We start from the raw sequence: 17,651 nt of genomic DNA, 5'->3' as shown, positions 1-17,651 counted from the left end.
ACTCATAGTTATTTTATAATAATAAATATCCTATTAAAAATGGAATCCCCCTAGCTAAATATAGTAAGTAAAGAAGGATCTTGTTCCCTAGGCAAATATTCCTTTTAGTCCTGTTTATCGAAACGAGATTATGATAGGGTGTACCTTTTAACATTTTTGTGTTTTTGCCATATCTATGATATTTCTTAATAATTTGAAATAATGTAGCGTCTCCGTAATGAAATATTAATTTATCTTTAAGCAGAAAAACGTCGTCGCTCTCTTTTCTTGCCTCATAATATCGTAAAAAATCTTCTCGAAAAATTACTTTATCAAATTTATCTTTTAGATTTTCTTTCAGTCTATTGAAAGCCTTATCTAATATTTCTCTTCTGAAAAACCTAGGAATTAAAAATCCTTTTACAGTATCTATACTATTACATTCTAAAATATTTTCTTTATCTAAATTAGCTAATTTTAACCAAAACGTATTCCCTATCTCCTGCTCTCCTATTATCACCATGTCGTGGTTTAATGCAGACAATACGCTTAATGCATCTCTTCTCAGTGTCCTAGTTTCGTCTAATATTAAAGAGAATTCCCCCTTTGACTCTAAATGCGCCAAATACCTAGCATTAAGTAACCGAGTTATAGCCTTAACTTCCTTGAAGCCATATTGTTTTATTAGGTCAGAAATTTCCTCACCTCCAGAGCTGGTTATTATTACCTCAAAGTCTTGATAGGTTTGACTCCTTATCGACTCGAACACTTCATTCAAATATTTTCCATGAACAACTGGTATTTCAATGGATATCATATTTTAACAAAAGTTTAGCTTTGATAAAAAGGTTATTGGCAACAAGATCTACGTATTACTTACCTAGTTTCTAGCAATGTTTTAAAACATTTGTCAAATGACAGCATGAAAAATTCTATAATTATATATTTAAGAGTGTACAATTGCAAGAAAAATGAATTTATACATTCACTTTGTTACTATACTATCAGAAAGTATATTATATACCGGACAATTTTTATATTATGATATAGCATTAGGTGCAGACACGTTCTTTTCCATTTTTGCATCTTTTTCCTTGGTCATTTACTTTACAGATTATGCAATTTATCTTCTTCTAAGAAACAGATTAGGTGTGTTAATAAAAATGATTTCTTCTAATTTAGATAATTTTAGAAAAGACCTCTTAAATAATGTATTTATACGATGAGGTCTTCCTTGATAACTATCATTTCTACGTGTTTTTAGATCGCTACATAGCCATAAGTCTTAAATTTTTTTATTATTAGTTATACTAATGATCTTAGTCACGGGAGGAGCTGGCTTCATAGGCTCAGCATTCGTTAGGGTAGTAGACAATCCAGTAGTATATGATGCTTTAACCTACTCAGGAAGGTTAGAGAACCTGCAAGGTGTTCCTCATACCTTCATTAAGGGAGATATTAGGGATAAGGAGAAGTTGGAGAAAGCAATCAAGGATTACAGTATAGACGTGATAGTTAATTTCGCTGCTGAATCTCACGTCGATAGATCAATAAGTGATCCGGGAGCGTTTTTAGTTAACGTTGAGGGAGTTGTTAATTTATTAAATATTTGTAGAAAATACAAGATAAAGCTAGTTCACGTTTCGACTGATGAGGTTTATGGAGAAATGGAAGATTCCAATGAAGACTCCCCATTAAATCCCTCCTCTCCTTACGCTGCATCTAAGGCCTCTGGGGATCTCTTCATTAAAGCTTACGTTAGGACTTATGGCGTTGATGCGATAATCATTAGGCCCTCTAATAATTACGGCCCTAGGCAACACCCTGAGAAGTTGATCCCAAAGACGATCATAAGGACTCTTTTAGGGTTGGAGATTCCAATATATGGTGACGGAAGCCAAGTGAGAGATTGGATATACGTTGAAGATACCGTTAAAATAATAAAGGATTTGATGAAGAATGGGAAGAGTGGAGAGATATATAATATACCAGGCAATACTCATATTACAAATTTAGAATTAGTTAAATTGATTGGTAAAATAATGAGTAAGGAAGTTAAGGTTAGATTCGTTAAGGATAGGCCTGGACACGATAGGTTATATTCAATGAAGTCTAAGCTAAAGTACGAGGTGACGCCTTTGGAGGAGGGATTAAGGAAAACGGTTGAGTGGTATGTTAAGAACGAGTGGTGGTGGAAAGGATTAATAAATGATAAGTACTTCGAGTTGGACGAGCCGTGGTAAATGTTTAACGTTTTAAAAAAATTTATTTAGATAATACATAACTTTAAGGTGTGAAGTTAAAGGGCTTATTGTTAGGAGGAGGTTTAGGAACAAGACTAAGACCATTAACTTACACTGGAAATAAGCATACCTTACCAATAGCGAATAAGCCAATGATTATTTACGCGTTAGACAATTTAGTTAACGCTGGAATTAATGACATATTAGTAATAATTGGCCCCTTAAAGGAGGGCATAACGGAGATAATAGATAATGAGATAAAAAATAATGAAAAGTACAATTCGGTTAAAGTTAATTACGTCGAGCAGAAGGATCCTTTAGGAATAGCCCACGCAATAACTGTTTCCGAAAACTTGTTAGGGGACGATTATTTCGTTGTGCATCTAGGTGATAATCTATTCCAATATGGAATTAATAGATTTATTGACACATTGATTGAAAGGAAGCCTGATGTCGTAATAGGTGTAACTGAGGTTAAAGACCCAAGACCTTATGGTGTGTTGGTAATGAAAGATGGAAAGCCAGTAAAACTAGTTGAAAAGCCTAAAGAGCCAATCTCTAATTTAGCAGTAGTTGGAGTTTATGCTTTCTCTCCAGAAGTTCATAAATATACTAAAAAACTGAAGCCTAGTTGGAGAGGAGAGTATGAGATAACCGATTTAATACAATTAATGTTAGATGATGGGAGGAGGGTGGAGGTAGTCAAGGTAGAAGGATGGTGGAAGGATACTGGAAAAATCGATGACTTGTTGGACGCTAATCAATTAATTTTAGACTCAACAATAAGACAAAGTGTTAATACTGATAAAATTCACGAAAGTGCTAAAATTGAGGGAAGGGTTTTCGTAGATGAAGGGACTACGATAAAGGAGAACGTTAGGGTAAGAGGACCAGCCATTATAGGTAAAAATTGCGTTATAGGACCAAATGTGTACATAGGACCTTACACTTCAATAGGTGACGAGTGCAAATTAGCTAACGTTGATATAGAGAATTCGATAGTAATGAGGAATACTAATATAGAAAATATTACCCACAGAATAAGTGACAGTATTATCGGCAATTACTGTACAATAACTAACTCTTCAGGTAAGCCAAACTCAATAAGAATAATAGTAGGGGATAGGTCACAAATAAAACTGTGATGAGATTGAGGGTTCTGTTAACTGGAGCTGGAGGCCTTCTGGGAAAGAAAATTTCACAAATTTTCTCTACTTCTCACGAGGTGATAGGAGTTTATAATACTAGTAAGCCTGAGGGAAATTACGTAATGTCTGACCTATCTAAACTTGATAACGTGAGGAAAATTGTAAGTGAGATTAAACCAGATGTAGTGATTCATGCTGCTGCGTTAACAAACGTTGATAAGTGCGAAGAGGACAAGGGACTTGCTAAATTGTTAAATGTGGATGTTACCAGAGAAATCGCTAAATCGTCTAATCAACACGGTTCTCTACTAGTTTACGTTTCAACGGACTACGTATTCGATGGGGTAAAGGGGAACTATAGGGAGGAGGATGAACCAAATCCAATCAACTTTTACGGTTTAACTAAACTTCAAGGTGAAAGGGAGGTAATGGAAAATTCAAGCTCTTTTATCATTGCTAGAACTAGTACTCCCTATGGTAGTAATCCAGCTAGCGAAAAAGATAATTTCGCTCTATGGCTTATTAAGAAGTTAAAAAATAACGAGAAAGTTAACGTGGTAACAGATCAGATAACTTCACCTACTCTAAATACTAGTTTCGCTCTAATGTTAAAGGAGCTAATAGAAAGTTACAAGCGTTATAATTTTATAATTCATTTAACCGACGCTTCTCAAGTAAGTAGGTATGAATTTTCAGTTAAGTTGGCTGAGGTTTTTGAATCAAATAAAGAACTCATAACTCCAACAACTATGAGTGAGATTAAGTGGAAGGCTAAAAGGCCTAAAAACTCCTCATTAAACGTGGAGAAAGCCAACAACGTTTTAAAGGTGAATAGGCCATTGAATTTAATTGAAGCATTAAAGATCCTAAAGAGTGAAATAATAGATCTTAACGTTTAAAGGTCTAAGATTGCCAAGTAGCTTACCTAAATAACTTTTAATTCATCTTAAAGTAATTTAGGCATGCCATTTGAATTCAAAAGGATGGAAATACCTGAAGTTGTTTTAATAATTTCTAAGCAATTTTCAGACAGTAGGGGATATTTTGAGGAACTATACAAGGAAAGCGATTTTAAAAACTACGTTCCTTGCAATTTCCCACAGATTAATCATTCTTTTTCCAAAAAGGGAGTTTTGAGGGGTTTACACTTTCAATTAAATCCCTACGCTCAAGGTAAACTAGTTACTGTAATATTTGGTAAGATATTTGATGTTGGAGTTGACTTAAGGGTGGGCTCCCCTACTTATAAAAAGTGGGTTAGTGTAGAGTTAACGCCAGGTAAACTATTATGGATTCCAGCTGGTTTCACTCATGGTTTTTATGCGTTAGAGGAATCTCACGTAATTTACATGGTTACTAAGGAGTTTTCTAAGGATCATGATTCTGGAATAATATGGAATGATGATGAAATAAATGTCAAATGGCCAGCTAACGATCCTATGCTCTCTGATAAGGATAGGAATTTGCCTAGACTAAGGGAATCTAAGGCCAATTTTAAGTATAATGATAGTTTATGTTGATGTAAGAAGCTGATAATTAGTAATATATTTATTATGGGATAAATATTGGGTATGAAATGATAGTAGGTTATAACTAAATTAGGATATAAGCAATATTTTTATATTATTTTATATTAAAAATCTTTTTTGTCCTATATGTAATAATCTTATCTCTTATTGGCTTAGGTAAAAACAATACAAGTCCAGTAAGTTTTATAGCTAAATTAAGCTTAGATGACCATGCGTCAGAGGCAGGAATAGTTAATAACTGAAGTTTTTCGCCTAATGTGAAATCCATATCTGGTGAACTCTTTCTATTTAAAAGTAAATACGATCTATAATAGTTTAGCTTGCTACTAATCCTATAAAATTCAAGGCTTTTTTTTACTTCTTTACTACAATCCTTAAACTTATTAAAAAATAAGTCATAATCGTGAAGGAATCTACCAAAATTTGATACTCGTTGTGATAAGGTTGATGGATTACCTGTATTAAGAGAGTGAAGCCTATAAATCGTTAGCTTATCCTTCACGTGATAGAGCCCTTCGTAGAGTTTGTTACAGATCGAGGTGAAGACGAAGTAAGTGTCGACCACTAGATCTATAGACTTTAGGTCAGGATCTATTAAGTCCCTCTTTAAGGCTATAGAAGAATTATTAACGAGTGGCATGAAATGTTTACGATGATTGTATGTTTTAGGGTTGAGTATTTCATCCTCCTTTAGTTCTTCTTTAGTTTTATTGCCAAACTGATCTATTAGAATAACTTGGTTCCTAAATCCTCCTATTTTCCTCTCTTTGAAAGCATCGTTAATGACCTGAAGTCTGTTCTCATCATACATGTCGTCATCTTCTAGGAAGGTTATGATGTTACCTTTAGACTCTTGCATAGCGTTATAAATTCTTTCACCTAAGCGCGGGGTTTCCTCATAAACCACTTTAGCCCCATTTTTTCTAGCGTAGTCGTCAACTTCTCTATCTTCCTTCTTCTTAGTCAAGATAACCTCATAAAGGCCCTTGTCTAAAGTCTGATTGAAGACGCTATTCAAAGCGTGCTTTAAATAACCTCTCTTGTTGTAATCAGTAACTGTGACGCTAATCACGATAGATAATGATTAGAATCACATTAAAAATTAATTGTCACGCTAGAATAAATCAACTATTCTTCATAGCATACATTATTCCTTTTCTGTATTTATGCATTACTTTACAGGGATCCCTTACTTTTCAAAAAGATTTTCTAAATAAGGGTCTCAGCACGAGTTTTTAAGAGTCTTCTGATATTCTTATGATGAAATTATGTCAGAGATATAAATTTTTAATTTAATGCTTTACAAATATCAGGTGATTACGCTTTCAAAGATTTGTTTAAGTGTGTTGATGCTTTGTTGTTAAAGTTACCGATATCACAGTTAATAAATTAAGTTCAACATTTTAGATAAAGAGACTTTTCATGACTAAAATTGGAACTACACATATCATTAAGAACAATTTTCTCATCTGGCGATATTAAAATTGCAGTATCATAGGGATTTTTATTATTATCTTCATTAGTCTCTCCAGTTAGTACTGTAACTATCCATGTATTGTTTTCAACAGCCGCTTGTAAAAGAATGTGTATAGGCCTAGAATTTACGTCTAAGCTAACCACTTCTTAGGGTTAAATCCTTGTAGGCTATATTCAGGAAATATCATTAGGTCCAGGCCAGGAACCCCTCTCTTAGCACCTTCTAACATAGAGGACATCTTTCTTGCGTTTTGAACCACGTCTTCCATCGAAGACAAGATGGGAGCTGGATAGTTAACTACAGCTACACTGTTATTTCTTCAGTTGAAGATATATTTCCTAATCATTAGTTTAACCCTTCTGATATATATTATTTTTTGATTATAAGAATCTTATTGCGTCTAAAATAACGTGAAGCTTTAATTAAAATGATAAAAATTCTTTAAATTCAACGTTGTATAGACCGTGGAATACATTAAAATATTTCAAACTAACTTCGACGACTACAAAATAGTTTTCATTAATTCTAGTTAAAGACTTATATACAAACTAATTTTTTAAATATCATCGAAAAGGAATGAAAGAGGAGAACACCTCAAGTAGGAGGAAATATAATTCGTTAGTTTCAAATCCTGCTGTTGAAGATTACTCCCTTAGGTACGTTCCAAAAAGTTTTAGGAAATGGAGTGAATTTACTGTAGCCAATTCGGCTTTAGGTGGAATAGCTTATTTAGCGGACTTCGCCATAGGAGGATCCCTTGTGGTTACCTATGGTTTCACTAACGCTATTTGGGGAATAATAATTGCTTCTATAATAATATTTTCAACTGGTTTACCAATTGCATACTATTCCGCAAAGCACAACATAGATATGGATTTGTTGACTAGGGGAGCAGGATTTGGATATTTAGGTTCCACGATAACTTCAATTATATACGCGTCTTTTACGTTCATATATTTCTCTTTAGAAGGTTCAGTTATGGCTCAAGCAATAAGTCTATATTTTGGAATAAATATAAGAATAGCCTACGCTATTGCTGCGTTGATAATCATACCTCTTGTAATTTATGGGATGACGTTCCTATCTAGGTTACAACTGTATACACAACCGTTATGGTTTATACTAATGCTAACACCACTTATTGTAATATTAAATAAGGATCCTTCTAGCTTATCTGTTTGGACTTCGTTTGATGGTGAGGCTAAAACAATACAGTTTAATCCACTATTGGCTGGTTTGGCGGCAGGCGTAGTGCTCTCTCTAATCGCGCAAATAGGTGAACAAGCTGATTACTTGAGATTTATGCCTGAAAAAAGCTCTAGAAACTCTAAAAAATGGTGGTTATTTGTGATACTAGCCGGTCCAGGTTGGATATTTCTTGGCATGTTTAAGCAAATATATGCCACTTTCTTAGCGTCTAATATAGTCTCCACCCTAGGAGCGGTCAAAGCAACTGAACCTATATATCAATTTCTATTTGGATATAACCTATTATTTGGATTGCCTATCATTTCACTAACTATTGCGACTCTATTTATATTAATATCTCAAATAAAAATAAATGTGACAAACGCTTATTCTGGATCTCTCTCTTGGTCCAATTTCTTCTCTAGAGTTTTCCATGTACACCCAGGTCGTGTGATGTGGGTCATGTTCAACGTTTTAATCGCGTTAACGCTCATGGAGTTGGGCGTATTTTATGAGTTAAACTTCGTTCTTGGATTTTACTCCAATGTGGCAATAGCTTGGATAGGTGCAGTGGTAGCAGATCTTATTATTAATAAGAAATTATTGAAAATAAGTCCAGATTATATAGAGTTCAAAAGAGGTCACTTATATAAAATCAATCCGGTGGGCTTTGTTCCGATGGTATTGGCGTCGGTAATATCTATTGTGGCGTTCTTCGGTTTATTAGGTCCTATTGCGCAAGCTTTCTCTCCGTTCATCTCCTTGGCTATAGCGTTTTTGTTGACCCCTGTTATGGCAATATTAACTGGTGGGAAGTACTATATAGCAAGGAAAAGCGATATAGTAAACGAGGAACACGAGTGCGTTTCATGTGGTTTCACATATGAGAAATCTGACATGCTTTACTGTTCATATCATAAAGGATCTATCTGCTCTTTATGCTGTACTTTGGAAAGAAGCTGTCATGAAAGTTGCAAAGATGGACTTAAACCTTTTAGGTTAACTCGATAACGAAAGGTCATTTAAGATCTTTTTTTGGAAAATTAACTAACATAAACATAATGTTTTTGTAGTTGCTTTACTCTGCGTGAAATCCATTTTATACCCTTAACGACTCTGTCTTTAGGTAATACATGTGGTGAATCATGCGTAATTCTTCCAATTTTAAGTTTAGGTTGATGCGACATTTATAATAAATATATTTAAAATAAATTTAACGTGGACAGAAAATCCCCTCATATCTCACGTTCACATCGCTGTTCCCATTTTAGGTTTTCAACGCCACTGTTAGGGAAGGTTGCCTCCACTTCCATGATTTCAATTGAAAGGTACTCCGTTTGAGGAGCAGATGACTCCCTTTTACATCAACGTTTTGTATTACACACAACGAAGTTTTGATTCGCTTACAGCCCAAAGCGATACCGCTCACGTTTTAATTGTTAGCGTTTTAAGGAGGAGCTTAAATCAGTCATTTCAATTCAACTTGATGATGAGCGTTATTAAAGTCTGTTTATGGGTAAAATATGACCTTATATGTTATTTTAAAGCTAATAATCTCTAAATTTTGCATATTTGTTATAAAACCTAAACTATTTAAAAACTTAATGGTCTATTCTTGTGATAAACAGTTAAGGAATCATAAACTCAATTTACAAATTTCTATATTAAATACTTTCAATTTGATAGAAGGGTTGGCAATGTTTAATCCGCAAATGTTTTCCTCAACAAATCTAAAGAGATTAACGCTTATATTATCACGCGATGAATTTTATCACATGCTGTTTACTCCTAGGGAGCAGGAGAAGTTACTAATTTCTTGGGCAGCTGAGTTGGCTAGAAGGAGGAGATCTAAAGGTTTGAAATTGAATTATGAAGAGGCTTTAGCAATTATTGTTGACTTCGTTCTGGAGAACGCGAGGGAAGGGAAGAGGATGAGCGAGATAATTTCCGGGGCTCAACAACTGTTAACAGAAGACGACGTTATGGAAGGTGTTCCAGAGCTTTTAGATTTGGTTCAAGTTGAAGCAACTTTCACCGATGGGACTAAGCTGGTTACTATAAGGAACCCAATAAAGGGTAAAAGGAAAGTATTAAACACTTATGTAATACAGCCTGGAGAGATAGAATTGAAAGAAGACGAGGCTAAATTAGAAGTGATTAATACCGGAGATAGGCCAATTCAAGTTGGTTCCCATTTTCACTTCTTCGAAGTTAATAGGAGTTTGAAGTTCGATAGGGAAAAAGCCTTCGGAACTAGATTAAACGTTCCCTCTGGGACCTCAGTTAGGTTCGAGCCCGGACAAAGGAGGTTAGTTAACTTAACTAAAATTGGGGGAAATAGGAGGGTAACTGGATTAAACGGACTCACTGAAGGTTCATTGGATCACAATAAAAGCGAGGCAATAAACAGGGCTAAGCAAAAGGGATTCCTATGAGGATAAGTAAGGAGAGATATTTCGAACTTTATGGTCCTACGGTGGGAGACAAGATAAGATTGGGAGACACGAACCTTTACGTTACAGTTGAAAGGGATCTCATTTCACATGGGGACGAACTGGTTTTCGGAGCTGGAAAGACTGCTAGGGACGGTTTGGGAATGTTACCCAACGCTAAGGGAGAAGGAGTTATGGATTTAATTATAACCAATGTAGTGATCCTGGACCCGGTGTTGGGTGTCATTAAGGCTGACATAGGAGTTAAGGATGGGTTGATTGTTGGGATAGGCCACGGTGGGAACCCCTTTACGATGGATAACGTGGATTTCGTTTTAGGCTCTAGAACTGAGATAATTTCTGGAGAGGGATTGATAGCCACTCCTGGCTTTATAGATTCCCATGTTCATTGGATAGCTTTGCAACAAATTTATGACGCGTTGTCCGCAGGATTCACTACCATAATAGGGGGTGGAACTGGGCCGGCAGAGGGGACTAAGGCTACCACTGTCACTCCTGGCAAATCTTTAAGGGTGATAATGGCGGCGTTAGATAACTTCCCTATAAATTTCGCCTTAACTGCTAAGGGTTCCTCCTCAAGAACATCAATGGAAGAGGACGTTAAGGAAGGCGCTTCGGGCTTTAAAATCCATGAAGATTGGGGAGCTATGCCAAGGGTGATAGATGAGACCTTAAACGTTGCAGACGAGTATGACGTGCAAGTTACAATACATACCGACACTTCCAACGAGAGTGGATATCTAGAAGACACTTTGAACGCAATAGGGGGAAGGACCATTCACGCATATCACGTAGAAGGTGCAGGAGGGGGTCACGCTCCAGACATAATAAAAATTTCCGGCGAACCCTACGTGTTACCGTCTTCAACGAACCCAACAAAGCCATTTACTATACACACTTACGATGAGCACTTAGAGATGTTAATGGCTGTACATCACTTGAATCCTAAGGTTCCAGAGGACATAGCTTACGCTGAGTCGAGAATAAGGGAAGAGACAATGGCTGCGGAAGATTATTTACACGATGTGGGAGCGATAAGCATGATGTCCTCAGACTCTCAAGCTATGGGTAGAGTAGGTGAAACTGGAATAAGGACTTTCCAGTTAGCTCATAAGATGAAGGAGATGATAGAGATGGATGACAATTCTAGGGTTCTGAGATATTTGGCTAAGATAACCGTAAATCCGGCAATAACCCACGGGATATTTGACTACGTTGGCTCATTACAGCCCGGTAAAATTGCTGATATAGTGTTATGGGATCCTAGATTCTTCCCAGCTAAACCTTATATGGTGATTAAAGGTGGAATGATAGCCTGGGCCATGATGGGGGATACCAATGCCTCAATAGCGTACGCGCAACCCTTATCTTATAAGCCGATGTTCGGATACTACGCTCCACAATTTACCTCATACGCGTTCTCATCTCAAGAGGGTGTAAAAGAGGTTGAGAAGGTTGTTAAGAGGAGAGTATTACCAATAAAGAACACTAGAAAGTTAGGGAAAAAGGATATGATTAGAAATAACACGTTGCCCAAAATTGAGGTAGATCCAGATACCTATGAGGTCAAAATCGATGGAAAGGTTCCGAAGGTGAAACCATCGGAGACTCTGCCCTTAACCAGGTTATATTTCATGTTTTAGAGGGAGAAAATGTTTATTTTCCAATTGTTTGATTCTTCGCTTCCAATAGGTTCCTTTAATTTCTCCAATGGTATCGAAGAGGCATTCCATAGGAAGTTAGATATGACGAGCGTCATAAAAACGTACTACCACGAGGTTATATTAAGAGGAGATGCGGTAGCTGTGAAAATGGCATTTGACGATCCCACAGCTACAGATGAGTTAGTTTACGCCTCAAAGCTTACAAAGGAGCTAAAGTCTTCTTCAGTTTATTTAGGCAGATCCTTAGCTAATTTGGATTTATGTGAGAATGAGTATTTAAAGGAAGTTAAGGAAGGCAGACGCTTGGGAACTTATCCAGTAGTGTTAGCTCAAACTTGTAAATGTCTAAATATAGATAAATATACTTGTAGTAAAGGTTTAGCTTATTCTGAAGTTTCTCAACTAATTTTATCGGCTGTGAGACTAGGGGCTATGGATTTTAAGACTGGACAAAGGTTGCTTTTAGGGCTAGAGTTCGAAGATCATGACGATTTTGAACCGTCTTTTCCATTAATAGACATATTATCTAAAGCTCACGAGAGGAGAGAGGTAAGGGTGTTCGAATCTTGAAAATAGGTGTCCTAGGTCCAGTGGGCTCCGGCAAGACGAGTTTGATAATAAACTTGACTGAATATTTAGTTAAAAGAGGTTTAAAAGTTGGAATAATCACCAACGACGTAGTGTCACATAATGATGCTATAACAATTTATAATACATTAGTAGACCAAAAGAAAATATTGAACAAGGAAAACGTTTTAGGAATAGTGACAGGCGGTTGTCCTCACACTGCAATAAGGGAAGATCCCTCATTGAACTTGAGGGCGTTGGAAATACTAAACAATAGAGACAAATTTGACGTAATTTTCATAGAAAGTGGGGGAGATAACGTGATGTCGTCTTTCAGTCCACTTTTAGCAGATTATACTATCTTCGTACTGGACACTTCAGCTGGAGATAAGTACCCTGGTAAAGGGGGATTGGGGATCTTCGAAAGTGATCTTTTAGTGATAAACAAGATAGATTTAGCACCTTATGTCAACGCAGATCTTGAGAAAATGAGGAGAGATGCGACGAAGGTGAGGAAAAATAAACCTTTCGTTTTCGTAAGTCTCAAAACTGGGGAAGGATTGAAAGAGTTGCATAGCGTTTTGGAAGGTGAGATAAAGAGTGAAAGCGTGGCTAGAGATTAACGGAGATATAGTGAAAAAAAGCGGTAGCTTGAACGCCTTCATTTCACACGACAACGTTATCATAGCTAATCCATCAGAGGTTTTAGCACACGATGATGAGCTGAGGGTGTTCATAAAGACAAATAATAAAAAGATAACTGATCAAGCGTACACAAAAATATTATCTAACTCTGACGTTAGACTAGAATACGTTATAGAGGGAAGTTTTCTAACGTTTAAAACCCATCCCATATTGTTTTATAATAGGGCTAAGGCAGAAATAGAAAACGTCTTCTTCGTAAAAGATAAAGCAATAATAATTGAAAGTTACGCCTTAGGTAGGGAAGCCCACGGGGAGAAGTTTAAAGAGGGTAAAATAAGGGCTAAAACCTTAATATATTATAATTCCAAGCTCCTAGTTTTTGATGTGTATAGGGTTACAGGCTTGAGTTACTTAAATACCATAGGATCCTCTGGCCTCATAGGGGTATATAGGGTAGGTGATTACGAGGTTGATATTGAAAAAATTTCTATAAGTTCCGAAGATATTTATGAGAGGTGGAGTCGAATTGTCGAATGAGATAGTCGTCGAGATTGATAGGGCCTGTATGGAGAGACAAAGATGCAAGATAATCGTGGACGGTAAGGAATACGTAATTAAGGGAAAGATTAATGACGGGGATATCATTAAGTTGGGTGAAAAGAGCGTTAAAATAGTTCAAAAGGAGGAGACTGTACTAGAGTTCTCCTTATCAGAAATTAGCAATGACTTCGTTCTGGGTTACATGATAGGGAACTATCATTTAAAAGTGATGATAAATGGAGATAAAGTTTACGTACCTATGGAATTTGAATATTTACTAGAAAAGTTCAAAGCGTACGATCCTAAGGTAAAGAAGATTAAATTTCAACCAAATGTGGAATTGCCTGTATCAGATAGCATGATAAAGGACTTTAAATGACCGATTCTAGATAAGAAGGGGAAAAACATTTATTGATTTCATATAATCATAAATTTAAGAAGAGATAAAAAGACATAATAAAGTTCTAAAAGTTATACCTTGTGATCTCAAGGACGATGCTAAATTTGCTCAGACTACGTTAGACGATATAAGCAGTTACGTTTAATGCTGGTTACGACGTGTTAGGACGTATTAAGTTTTTACTTAAAGACGTTTTAACTAAGTTAGGGTAGGAAATTTAACTTCTGCTAATGGCCATGTGTTTAGAAAAGAGGCCATTAAAAAGGCTTGATGCCTTAGATGAAGATATCTTGGAAATGAATATTTACAATACAAATTAAGCAAACTAGGTTACGAAAGCGTAGCTCTTGACTCGGCAAGGATTTATCATGATCCCGAGAAGGTACAACTAGATGAGGAATTAACGCTCCAGTGTTCAAGGTTACACGTGAGGTGATCTCAGAACCTTAATCCGTAAGCTTTCCTCGCTGTGCACGCTTCACACTGCTGATATTTAGAATTGAAGTTCAATAGGATTGAAAGGTTTTAAGGTGGTTGTAGTCTAGGCGATAGACGGTTTAAGAGATGGTAACGAACCCGAATGCGTTTGAGTTGCTCGTGTTAAATAAATCTTTTCAGGTCCGTACTAATTAAATTTGAAATATAATTTACAATAAGCTTAATAATCTCTCCTACCGAGAGATCTGAAAGTTCTTTAGGACTTCACAACGATAAAGAGGTTCTTTAAATCAAATCTGTGTTTTTCCCTTTTTAACCAGAGTTAAAATTATATAAAAGCTAACACAAGGGATGTCACGTTTATATCACCTTTCAATCCCCGTTCTGAAATACGTTTCCGTTGCGTTTCAAAGGTGATCCTTAATTTTATTCTATTTTATTAACACAGAATAATATATGATAAATCCGTTTAGATAAATCCTTCGTAAACTCGTTCAAGTTATCCTGAGCGATTGCTCTAGTTTACCTCAATGTTTTTGATTAAGTCCACTTCGTCATCACATAACTTCAGTTAATTAAGCGTGAAGCCGACATGCAAGATTTTTCACTTCAACTACATTGTTGACCTCTACTTCCTCTGCGTCCTTAGCTACAATGGATCCAGGAAGACTTCTTTAATAGGTAGAGGAGAGCCACCTCTTCAAATATTGGGAGGATTAGACTTAAGTTGAACGTACTACCTCACTGAGGGGCCACCTAAGATGACACACGTTTTCTTTATAATGTAATTGAAACGCGAACGGGTAGTTTATCTTGACGTTCAATTCAATATAAATTCGTTTTCCTGAGAACGTTATCATCAACCTTGATTTGCTTAGAGACGTTAGCATTTGACTTTCCAAGATTGACCTTTAAGTTTGTTCTTTGAAAGCCTACAAGTCGAAATACCTTTCCATATGTTCCCTAATTTTCTCAGCGTGAGTTCTCCATGTTAAGCTCTTAGCTATTTCCCAAGAGTTCAACGACATATCCTTTCTAAGCCTTTCGTCCTCTAGGATGTCGTTTATCCTGTCAGCAGCTTCGTTGAGATCGTTTACAACATATCCATTATCTTTTATCAGCTCCTTACTTCCTAAACCGTCGTTTACTATAACCGGAAGGCCGTGACCCATAGCCTCTAAAACGCCTAAACCTGGACCTTTCTCATGAAATCCGAACCGAATGAAAACGGAAGCTTTATCATACAACCTAATTAACTCCTCCTCTGAAAGGGCTCCCGTCACGTGTACCCAAGGGTGTCTCCTCTTGAACTCCTCTCTGTCCTCGTCTTTGGCCCAGGAACCCGCCATTATTATTTTTCCTTTTATTCTTTTCCCTATTTCGGCATAAACTTCGGGTCTCCTCCCTTTATCCCAAAGCGAGACGGTCAAAACTACCTTTTCCCTCTCTAAGTTGACTTTAGCTTTTGGATTACACCCTGGGTAGACCACCTTAGCGTCGAACCCATGGCTTGACAAGATCTCCCTGTTCCAATTGCTATTCGTTAGTATTAACCTGCTTTTACTCAAGACCTTCTTCTCAATTAATTGGAAAACCCTCCACTTAACTCCTTGATTGTCGAGAGAGGTCTCATGAATGTAAACAGCGTAATCCTCATGGTATTTACTCTTCCTTAAGTACCCTGTAATTCCAGCGAACTGATCGTGAAAGAGCGAGACGCCCTTTATTAATTTCCTCGCTTTGACTATCCTATCAAGATCCACGGTAGCGTCCTTACTTCTGTGCCCAGCATAGAGCGACGTTATGAACTGGAAAATTAGATTCGATTTGTTTTCTTTAAATAAAAAAGAGGAGTTTATTCCAGTCAAATCGTAATGACTATCCGCCCTTCTGTAGACTATTAGGTTAGCTGGTATTAATCTGGCCTCCTCTATTGCTACCCTCGTGACTCCTTACTTCCACAGCACCCTCAGGATAACGTTCATAACAGTGATTTACCCTTACGCTTATAAAATTCCCTTTAATTCATTCAAAGTGAAATTAGTTGTTCATAGCTCCTTATCCTGTACCCTTTACTAATACGAAATTTTACAGAACGCTTTAGTGATCTCCAGCTTAGATCCTTACGTCAAAACTTGCAACGGCATCTAATCCTTTGAATTCACTTAAGCTAAAGCTCAACGTATAGGTTAAAACCTAAAGTGGATGACGAACGTAGACAGTAACGACGCTAGGGTGATCTTGATAGCTATCATCCTGTCGTAAGGTTTTCAGATCGAGAGGACGTTTTCGCTACAGTTTAACCTTATCGTACGTCGTTGATTAAAACGAGGAAGTTTTAAACCAGGGCCTCAACGTGCTGGGAACGACGAGTGATTGCACATCGTTTCAGAACTCATCTTAATACCTTCAAAATGAAGTCTTGCACCCTCCTATAGAGCCTGGTATCAAGTATAGATTTGAAAGGCGAGTAGTATACCCTTAATTTAATCAAGGAAAGGAATATCAATAAGACTACCTTAATTAACCTCCCACTTATCTTGCTTCCCTTCTCGTCATGAATGTAGGATATCTCGACCTCCTTTATTACGTATCCTCTCCTCCTGAAAGCGTAGATCAGATTAACATCAAACAACAGATCGTTCATAATCAGTTCGTTCATTACGCTCAGCGCCTTATCTCTCCTTATCAGCTTTACTCCTGATTGGAAATCTTGGAATTTTAGACTGGGGAACAGGAGTTTAGTGAGACGAATGAAGGAGAAATGAAGGAACCTCCTAGTTAGCGGCATGCCGAGTATCTTACGCTTAGGTAAAACAAGGTCTGCGTCAGTGTCTAACAACTTCTTAAGATCCTCCTCACTAACTGGAAAATCTGCATCCATAGTCAGGATCCTATCTCCCCTCGATAACGAGATCCCAGTTTTCAGCGCACCTCCTTTTCCCAGCCTTTCCTTGCTTATGAAGAGCCTTACGGGGAACTTCCTGACGACGTTAGGCGTGTCGTCGTTTCCATCAAATATCACGATCACGTCATCGAACTTAGAGAGCTTTTTTAAAGTTCGTTGTATTCTATGACTCTCATTGTATGCTGGGACGATAACTGTTAGCATGAAAGACGATTTCAATTAATGTATAAAAGAATTTCTATTATCTTACAACACTTAAGTCACAGGCTTTACACGTAAGTTCGAAAACGTAAAGGCGCGCTGTTACGTTTAATAACAATCCTTGAGAGATGAACTTTAATATTCACTACTTTCTCCGATTTGAAATTTAAGAGCGAATCTTGTCTCTAATAAGATTGGGAGTAGTAGCATTCAATTTCTTCTTTGATTTAGGATCAACCTCATATCCTCAAACGCGACGTTACCGTATTGA

General features: G+C 36.8%; 15 protein-coding genes and 1 pseudogene. 11 read left to right on the top strand and 5 right to left on the bottom strand.

Features of this window, described 5'->3' with window-relative positions; translation table 11 throughout:
• Window positions 1-13: 13 nt before the first annotated feature.
• A complete protein-coding gene (locus MCUP_RS04650; RefSeq protein WP_013737529.1) occupies window positions 14-796 on the bottom strand; it encodes a glycosyltransferase family protein in 783 nt (260 codons plus the stop codon).
• A gap of 496 nt (window positions 797-1,292) precedes the next feature.
• On the opposite strand from MCUP_RS04650, the gene rfbB reads away from it, so the two are divergent.
• From rfbB to rfbC, 4 genes are all read left to right on the top strand, one after another.
• Window positions 1,293-2,222 (top strand): dTDP-glucose 4,6-dehydratase, encoded by a 930-nt coding sequence (rfbB, locus tag MCUP_RS04645; protein WP_013737528.1) that lies wholly within the window; start codon window positions 1,293-1,295, stop codon window positions 2,220-2,222.
• A 50-nt stretch (window positions 2,223-2,272) separates the two neighbouring features.
• Window positions 2,273-3,367, top strand: a complete 1,095-nt coding sequence (locus tag MCUP_RS04640; RefSeq protein WP_048057481.1) for a glucose-1-phosphate thymidylyltransferase — start codon at window positions 2,273-2,275, stop codon at window positions 3,365-3,367.
• Window positions 3,367-4,269, top strand: coding sequence for a dTDP-4-dehydrorhamnose reductase (rfbD, locus tag MCUP_RS04635; RefSeq protein ID WP_013737526.1), 903 nt, complete (start codon window positions 3,367-3,369; stop codon window positions 4,267-4,269). The genes MCUP_RS04640 and rfbD overlap by 1 nt, the downstream gene beginning before the upstream one ends.
• Window positions 4,270-4,332: 63 nt before the next feature.
• Window positions 4,333-4,890, top strand: a complete 558-nt coding sequence (rfbC, locus tag MCUP_RS04630; protein ID WP_013737525.1) for a dTDP-4-dehydrorhamnose 3,5-epimerase — start codon at window positions 4,333-4,335, stop codon at window positions 4,888-4,890.
• A 103-nt stretch (window positions 4,891-4,993) separates the two neighbouring features.
• Here the strand turns inward: rfbC and MCUP_RS04625 are convergent, their stop codons facing one another.
• Window positions 4,994-5,971, bottom strand: a complete 978-nt coding sequence (locus MCUP_RS04625; protein WP_048057480.1) for a glycosyltransferase family A protein — start codon at window positions 5,969-5,971, stop codon at window positions 4,994-4,996.
• Window positions 5,972-6,506: 535 nt separating this feature from the next.
• Window positions 6,507-6,671 (bottom strand): annotated as a pseudogene (locus tag MCUP_RS09935) (hypothetical protein); the annotation flags it as partial.
• A 281-nt stretch (window positions 6,672-6,952) separates the two neighbouring features.
• Here MCUP_RS09935 and MCUP_RS04615 point away from each other — a divergent pair.
• The 7 genes from MCUP_RS04615 (at window position 6,953) to MCUP_RS04585 (ending at window position 13,812) form a co-directional block, all read left to right on the top strand.
• Complete coding sequence (locus MCUP_RS04615) at window positions 6,953-8,575, top strand: purine-cytosine permease family protein (RefSeq protein ID WP_013737522.1); 1,623 nt, start codon at window positions 6,953-6,955, stop codon at window positions 8,573-8,575.
• Window positions 8,576-9,339: 764 nt separating this feature from the next.
• On the top strand, window positions 9,340-9,999 hold the full coding sequence (locus MCUP_RS04610) for an urease subunit gamma (protein ID WP_013737521.1): 660 nt from the start codon (window positions 9,340-9,342) through the stop codon (window positions 9,997-9,999).
• Window positions 9,996-11,660: an urease subunit alpha gene (ureC, locus tag MCUP_RS04605; protein WP_013737520.1), complete on the top strand. Its 1,665-nt coding sequence runs from the start codon at window positions 9,996-9,998 to the stop codon at window positions 11,658-11,660. Before MCUP_RS04610 ends, ureC begins: the two co-directional genes overlap by 4 nt.
• 24 nt (window positions 11,661-11,684) lie before the next feature.
• Window positions 11,685-12,251 carry an urease accessory protein UreF gene (locus tag MCUP_RS04600; RefSeq protein WP_237698023.1) on the top strand — a complete coding sequence of 189 codons (567 nt, stop codon included), beginning with the start codon at window positions 11,685-11,687 and terminating at the stop codon, window positions 12,249-12,251.
• The gene (ureG, locus tag MCUP_RS04595) at window positions 12,248-12,871 is read left to right on the top strand and encodes an urease accessory protein UreG (protein WP_013737517.1); all 624 of its coding nucleotides are present in this window, start codon (window positions 12,248-12,250) and stop codon (window positions 12,869-12,871) included. Before MCUP_RS04600 ends, ureG begins: the two co-directional genes overlap by 4 nt.
• Window positions 12,849-13,430 carry an urease accessory protein UreD gene (locus MCUP_RS04590; RefSeq protein ID WP_013737516.1) on the top strand — a complete coding sequence of 194 codons (582 nt, stop codon included), beginning with the start codon at window positions 12,849-12,851 and terminating at the stop codon, window positions 13,428-13,430. The genes ureG and MCUP_RS04590 overlap by 23 nt, the downstream gene beginning before the upstream one ends.
• Window positions 13,420-13,812: a UreE family protein gene (locus MCUP_RS04585; RefSeq protein WP_048057476.1), complete on the top strand. Its 393-nt coding sequence runs from the start codon at window positions 13,420-13,422 to the stop codon at window positions 13,810-13,812. The genes MCUP_RS04590 and MCUP_RS04585 overlap by 11 nt, the downstream gene beginning before the upstream one ends.
• Window positions 13,813-15,203: 1,391 nt before the next feature.
• Here the strand turns inward: MCUP_RS04585 and MCUP_RS04580 are convergent.
• Complete coding sequence (locus MCUP_RS04580) at window positions 15,204-16,205, bottom strand: glycosyltransferase family 4 protein (RefSeq protein ID WP_237698036.1); 1,002 nt, start codon at window positions 16,203-16,205, stop codon at window positions 15,204-15,206.
• A 461-nt stretch (window positions 16,206-16,666) separates the two neighbouring features.
• Complete coding sequence (locus MCUP_RS04575; RefSeq protein WP_013737512.1) at window positions 16,667-17,383, bottom strand: glycosyltransferase; 717 nt, start codon at window positions 17,381-17,383, stop codon at window positions 16,667-16,669.
• Between the last annotated feature and the right edge of the window lie 268 nt (window positions 17,384-17,651).

This window comes from Metallosphaera cuprina Ar-4, assembly GCF_000204925.1.
In the GTDB taxonomy this organism is placed as follows: domain Archaea; phylum Thermoproteota; class Thermoprotei_A; order Sulfolobales; family Sulfolobaceae; genus Metallosphaera; species Metallosphaera cuprina.
The sequence above is the reverse complement of the archived record's forward strand: the minus strand, read 5'-3'. Positions and strand labels throughout refer to the sequence as shown.